Source organism: Phytobacter sp. V91, from assembly GCF_965644225.1.
Taxonomy (GTDB): Bacteria; Pseudomonadota; Gammaproteobacteria; order Enterobacterales; family Enterobacteriaceae; genus CBFFRJ01.
In genome coordinates this window covers 1-5,035 of record NZ_CBFFRJ010000207.1, presented here as the reverse complement: position 1 = coordinate 5,035, position 5,035 = coordinate 1, and the positions used below count along the sequence as shown (strand labels likewise).

The following is a 5,035-nucleotide window of genomic DNA, read 5'->3' as shown; positions in this document are numbered from 1 at the left end:
GCCGACCCGGACGGGGGGCGAAACATCCGACTGAAGGGAGCCATCTATGAACAGTCTTTTAACGCTGGCGAAGGACTTAGAGCAGAAATCGAAAGCGCAGCAGCAGACTACCGGCGAGATGCTGAAAGCCGCATTCAGCGAGCACGAGAAGTCTGTCAGAGCGGAACTGAGCGAAAGCGAGAAGAGAATCAGCGCCGCCATCCTCGACCACGACCGGAAGCTGTCCTCAGCCATGAGGCAGCGCACGAAAGGGATGCTGATAGCCTCGAGCGCGGGCATTCTGTGGTGGCAGGGGCAGCAGATGCTCGACAATTACACGAGCATCCGGGAGCAGAAGGACGCTCTGGAGAAGTTGAACGCGCGGACGTGGGGCGTGAGGTATCAGGAAGACAATCAGGGGCGTTTTCTGGTGCTGCCGGAAGGCGTGAAAGCGGACACGAACTGGACGTTCGACAACGGCAGGAAGAATGGCATCAGACTGGTGCAGGAGTAGAGCTGCATGACGGAGCTGGAAAAACAGTTGCTGAGCGCATTAGAGCAGCTACAGCAGGACTACTCGAAAAGGCTGGACGAGTGGGAGAACGCCTTCGCGGAATGGCGGACGATGTCTGGTCTTATGCAACGGGAGAACGCGGCGCTGAGCGAGCGCGTCACGGGCTTGAGCAGGCAGGTGCAGAGTTTGAGCGAGCAGCTTCGCCGGTTGTCGTGAGGCTGAACGCTATTGAAGCATACAGGGAGCACGAGCGTGCGGCGCAGCACCAGAAAGTGCTGGAGCGGGAACGGTTGCAGCGTCAGAAAACTTACAATGGCCCGTCTCTGGGTTAAACGTTGTTATATGGCTGAACAGAAAACGAAGGAGCTTCAATGAAGCCGGATGAACTTTACGAACACGCAGTCTCTCTTCTTGCACGTAAGGACTACAGCAACGGCGAAATGCGCAGGGCTTTACACCATATGACAGATGACGGGATGACTGTGGAAACTGTCATTGTCCGTCTTCGTGACAGCGACTATCTGAACGATCAGCGTATTGCTGAAAATATGGTGTCCCGTTTTTTGCGAAAACAGTATGGTCCGACCCGTATCAGGCAGGAGCTTAGACAGAAAGGTATCGATCAGGAGGTGACTGAAAAGACAATTAAAGACTGTGATGTGGACTGGTTTCAGATGGCATCAGACTGCCGGATTAAAAAATTTGGGGACGATTATCCTTCCGATGCCAGAGAAAAAGGGCGTCAGATGCGGTTCCTGCAAAGTCGGGGGTTTTCGATGGATATGATCATGGAAGCAATCACACCACAGGAAGACTGACGCTTACGCTTCATTTCTTTATTTTCAGTGTGTCAGCTTGTTAAGCGTGACAGGAATATCAACGATAAGTGACGTTTCCTGCCTTACTTCCTCGCCGGTTGCCTGTCGTTTTATTAAGGTCAGAAAATGCGGCGATACCGTCCATCGCCCACCTGTCTCGGAGTGTACTGATACTGTTTTTTTGTTGAGACGGATGATGATTCCTGTGACTTCTTTCTGGTCATTACCGGTGAAGCGTACCACGTCACCCAGCCGGAATTGCGTCATATTCTGCTGTGCACGTTGTTGTTGCAGGGTCCGGAGACGTTGGACAATACACTGATTCAGTGCGCGTAGTTCGCTTTCGCTCAGGGTGCTGACGAGTTCCTGGATATTACGCGGTTTTTGATTTGGTCTGCCGCCATTTTTTGGATTACGGGACATGAAGTTTTAGCCATCTGGTGACAAATAATGCCCGAAATTTTACCACAGTCACTGCCATGCATAACCATGCACGCGCGCAAAACTCACCGGCGCGATTCCGGGGCGTTTTAGTGGGGTGATAGGTATCTTTTCACGGCTCAGGACGTAAAGTTGTGCTGAGTGCTTCTCAGGCGGTTCGGACAAGAACTCTTATGTTAAATCTGACCGTACATGCTCCTGAAGTTACGGTTTCAAAGACCTCAATGCGGCATGTCAGACCGCTGTCACGTTACTGTCGGGTTAAGATCGTGGTCGCGCAGGATTACGCGGTCAACACTGTGTGCTGACCATCTTCCATTCGGAGACAGGAAATGAGTGATACCAACAAATTCAGGTCGCTGCGTCTTGCGCGTGCCTGGTCCCAGGAGCAGCTTGCTGAACTGTCCGGGATGAGCGTGCGCACGGTTCAGCGTATCGAGAACGGCGATCAGCCAAGCCTAGAAACACTGAGTGCCCTGGCTGCTGTATTTGAGGTGAGCGTGGCGGATCTTTCCGGCCCTGATGCGCATGGCGATGACGCTCTTGACCAGAAAATTGCCGAAGCGAAGAGAAAAATAGCTGAGGAAGGCCGTTTTTACCGATCAGTAATTACGGCTGTCGTCGTCTGCGCGCTGTTGCTTGTTCTTAACCACTTTACGGCCCCGGCCAGCGTATGGTCATTGTGGGTTACGGGGATCTGGTGTGCGCTGCTGGTTATTCGTGGCATGAGGACATTCTTTTTTCGCGGGCTGATCAGCCGCTGGCAACAGAAGCGGCTGCGGCAGATGCTGCGGCGATAACCGTGATTCGCAACAGAGATGTTATGTTAAAACCCCTTGCTTTAGCTAATAAATTTGGGGTGTTCGGGAAATCCTGTTGTTAGGACATCCCGAACACCCTAAATTTGTTATTTTTCTTACTAAATGTTTCATTTATGACGAGTTGTATGTATATTACCTGTGGATATGCTGGCTAATTGTTATTTTAGTACCTATTGGCTAGTAACGGCACCACTTGGTATTAAGCTTACAACTTGGTGGGTTGTGCCGTGCAAGTCCTAGCAAAAGCTATAGCGGGGAGGTAACTATGGATATTCCAAAAATAAAAGCGTTCAAAGAGGTTGGATCAAGAAGGGAAGAGCAGGCTCATTTTGTATGGATTGCCTTAACTTCATGGTGTTTGTTCAATAAAAATAAAACCATAACATATGGTGAGCTTGCTAACCTTATAGGTTATTCAGCGCAAGCTGGGCGCACTTTAGCTGAGGCGTTAGGTACAGTTTCATTGTACTGCCTATATAACAAACTTCCTCCTTTAAGTTGTATTGTTGTTGCTAAAAATACCAACCATCCAGGATGGGAAGGGATGGTTCCATCAAATTCATCATTAGAAAAAGAGCAAAGCAGGGTGTGGGCTACACATTGGAATCTATATAGGACGCCATCGGTTTCAACACTAAAAAAGGCTAGGGAAGAGCTTAATTGGGATGAGTTTATTTAGCCTTCTTTGCTTAAAGAAAAAACGAACGAGGTGTGCGTTTTTTACGTTAGCTTAAGGCTATTAGGGAGCTTCATGTTGCCATACGATATAACTAGTTGTATCGTTAGATACGAAAAAACCACCCGGCAAGGTGGTTTTTCGAAGGTTCATTAAACCGGCAAGTTTATGAACCGTGGTAACAGGGTGTACAAGACCGCTGCCACCAAATTAGTCCTTCCAGTTTAGCCGTAATTTGGCCCAGACTTCAAGAACTCTGCACTAGTAATCTTCTTGTACACCTTCTTACCAATGGCTACCGCCACTGGCGATTCGTCGTGTCTTTCCGGATTGGACTCAAGTCGATAGTTACCGGAACTGGCGTGGTAGTCGGACTGAACGGGGGGTTCGTGCATACAGTCCAGCTTGGAGCGAACTGCCTACCCGGAACTGAGTGTCAGGCGTGGAATGAGACAAACGCGGCCATAACAGCGGAATGACACCGGTAAACCGAAAGGCAGGAACAGGAGAGCGCACGAGGGAGCTACCAGGGGGAAACGCCTGGGATCTTTATAGTCCTGTCGGGTTTCGCCGCCACTGATTTGAGCGTCAGATTTCGTGATGCTTGTCAGGGGGGCGGAGCCTATGGAAAAACGGCAACGCCGCATCCTTTCTCTGGCCCTTCCTGATTTGAGCGTCACCTCTTTATCTCGTCATTCTTGAGCTGGTAACGCCCGCCGCAGTCTTACGACAGGAGCGTAGCGACCGAGTGAGCGAGGAGGCGTCATTTCAACGACACCGGCATTTCGCACTTACGCCCCGCAGCCGCATTTTTCCCCTGCCACATGAAGCGCTTTCCTGAATCACCACTTCGATTTACCATCGTAAGCCAGTATACACCCCGCTAGCGCTACGTGACTGGTTCAGGGCTGCGCCCCGAAACCCGCTAAAACCACTGACGCGCCTGCGGCTTGTCCAACACCGCGCCGTCCGGGAAAGAATTTCCCGCCCGTCCCGGCGTTATCAGGAGGCCGGATTGGCAGACAAACGCAGCAAAATGCTCACCATGTGGGTAACGGAAGATGAGCACCGGCGTCTGCTCGAGCGCTGCGACAGTAAGCAACTCGCGGCCTGGATGCGCCAGACGTGCCTGGACGAAAAGCCCGCCCGCGCCGGCAAACTTCCGTCTATCTCGCCGGTTCTGCTTCGTCAGCTTGCCGGCATGGGCAATAACCTTAACCAGATTGCCCGGCAGGTTAACAGCGGTGTCAGCTCCGGACACGACCGAGTGCAGGTAGTCGCCGCACTGATGGCCATCGATGCCGGACTCGAGCGGCTGCGGCACGCCGTGCTGGAAAAGGGGGCTGACGATGATTGTTAAGTTTCACCCTCGAGGGCGTGGCGGCGGTGCCGGTCCGGTGGATTATCTGTTGGGTAAAGACCGCCAGCGCGACGGCGCCAGCGTCCTGCAGGGGAAGCCGGAAGAAGTCCGGGAGCTTATCGACGCCTCGCCCTACGCCAAAAAGTACACCTCTGGCGTCCTGTCCTTTGCCGAAAAGGATTTACCGCCCGGTCAGCGTGAAAAGCTGATGGCGAGCTTCGAGCGGGTTCTGATGCCCGGACTCGATAAAGACCAGTACAGCGTGCTGTGGGTTGAGCATCAGGATAAGGGGCGGCTGGAGCTGAACTTCCTGATCCCGAACACGGAGCTGCTGACCGGCAGGCGTCTCCAGCCGTATTACGACCGCGCCGACCGTCCGCGCATTGATGCCTGGCAGACCATCGTGAACGGCAGGCTGGGGCTGCA

The 5,035-nt window shown here is 52.6% G+C and carries 8 protein-coding genes; 7 read left to right on the top strand and 1 reads right to left on the bottom strand.

The genetic code is table 11. The annotated features are described in order from the left end of the window. The first annotated feature begins 46 nt into the window (after positions 1 to 46). The 3 genes from ACSZO4_RS24510 (at position 47) to ACSZO4_RS24500 (ending at position 1,311) form a co-directional block, all read left to right on the top strand. The gene (locus ACSZO4_RS24510) at positions 47 to 493 is read left to right on the top strand and encodes an MbeB family mobilization protein (protein ID WP_437891696.1); all 447 of its coding nucleotides are present in this window, start codon (positions 47 to 49) and stop codon (positions 491 to 493) included. A gap of 6 nt (positions 494 to 499) precedes the next feature. Continuing rightward, entirely contained in the window at positions 500 to 709 is a 210-nt protein-coding gene (locus tag ACSZO4_RS24505) for an MbeD family mobilization/exclusion protein (protein ID WP_014538403.1), read from the top strand. Positions 710 to 864: 155 nt separating this feature from the next. Then, a complete protein-coding gene (locus ACSZO4_RS24500) occupies positions 865 to 1,311 on the top strand; it encodes a regulatory protein RecX (RefSeq protein ID WP_437891695.1) in 447 nt (148 codons plus the stop codon). Between the two features lie 24 nt (positions 1,312 to 1,335). Here the strand turns inward: ACSZO4_RS24500 and ACSZO4_RS24495 are convergent, their stop codons facing one another. Further along, positions 1,336 to 1,734 (bottom strand): hypothetical protein, encoded by a 399-nt coding sequence (locus tag ACSZO4_RS24495; RefSeq protein ID WP_437891694.1) that lies wholly within the window; start codon positions 1,732 to 1,734, stop codon positions 1,336 to 1,338. Positions 1,735 to 2,084: 350 nt separating this feature from the next. Here ACSZO4_RS24495 and ACSZO4_RS24490 point away from each other — a divergent pair, with 350 nt between their 5' ends. The 4 genes from ACSZO4_RS24490 to ACSZO4_RS24475 form a co-directional block, all read left to right on the top strand. Beyond that, complete coding sequence (locus tag ACSZO4_RS24490; RefSeq protein WP_437891693.1) at positions 2,085 to 2,552, top strand: helix-turn-helix domain-containing protein; 468 nt, start codon at positions 2,085 to 2,087, stop codon at positions 2,550 to 2,552. A 286-nt stretch (positions 2,553 to 2,838) separates the two neighbouring features. Continuing rightward, positions 2,839 to 3,252 (top strand): hypothetical protein, encoded by a 414-nt coding sequence (locus ACSZO4_RS24485; RefSeq protein ID WP_437891692.1) that lies wholly within the window; start codon positions 2,839 to 2,841, stop codon positions 3,250 to 3,252. Positions 3,253 to 4,285: 1,033 nt separating this feature from the next. Continuing rightward, the gene (locus ACSZO4_RS24480; RefSeq protein ID WP_437891697.1) at positions 4,286 to 4,609 is read left to right on the top strand and encodes a MobC family plasmid mobilization relaxosome protein; all 324 of its coding nucleotides are present in this window, start codon (positions 4,286 to 4,288) and stop codon (positions 4,607 to 4,609) included. Beyond that, positions 4,599 to 5,035 (top strand): relaxase/mobilization nuclease domain-containing protein (locus tag ACSZO4_RS24475; RefSeq protein ID WP_437891691.1); only part of this gene is annotated, 437 nt, incomplete at its 3' end. The genes ACSZO4_RS24480 and ACSZO4_RS24475, both read left to right, overlap by 11 nt.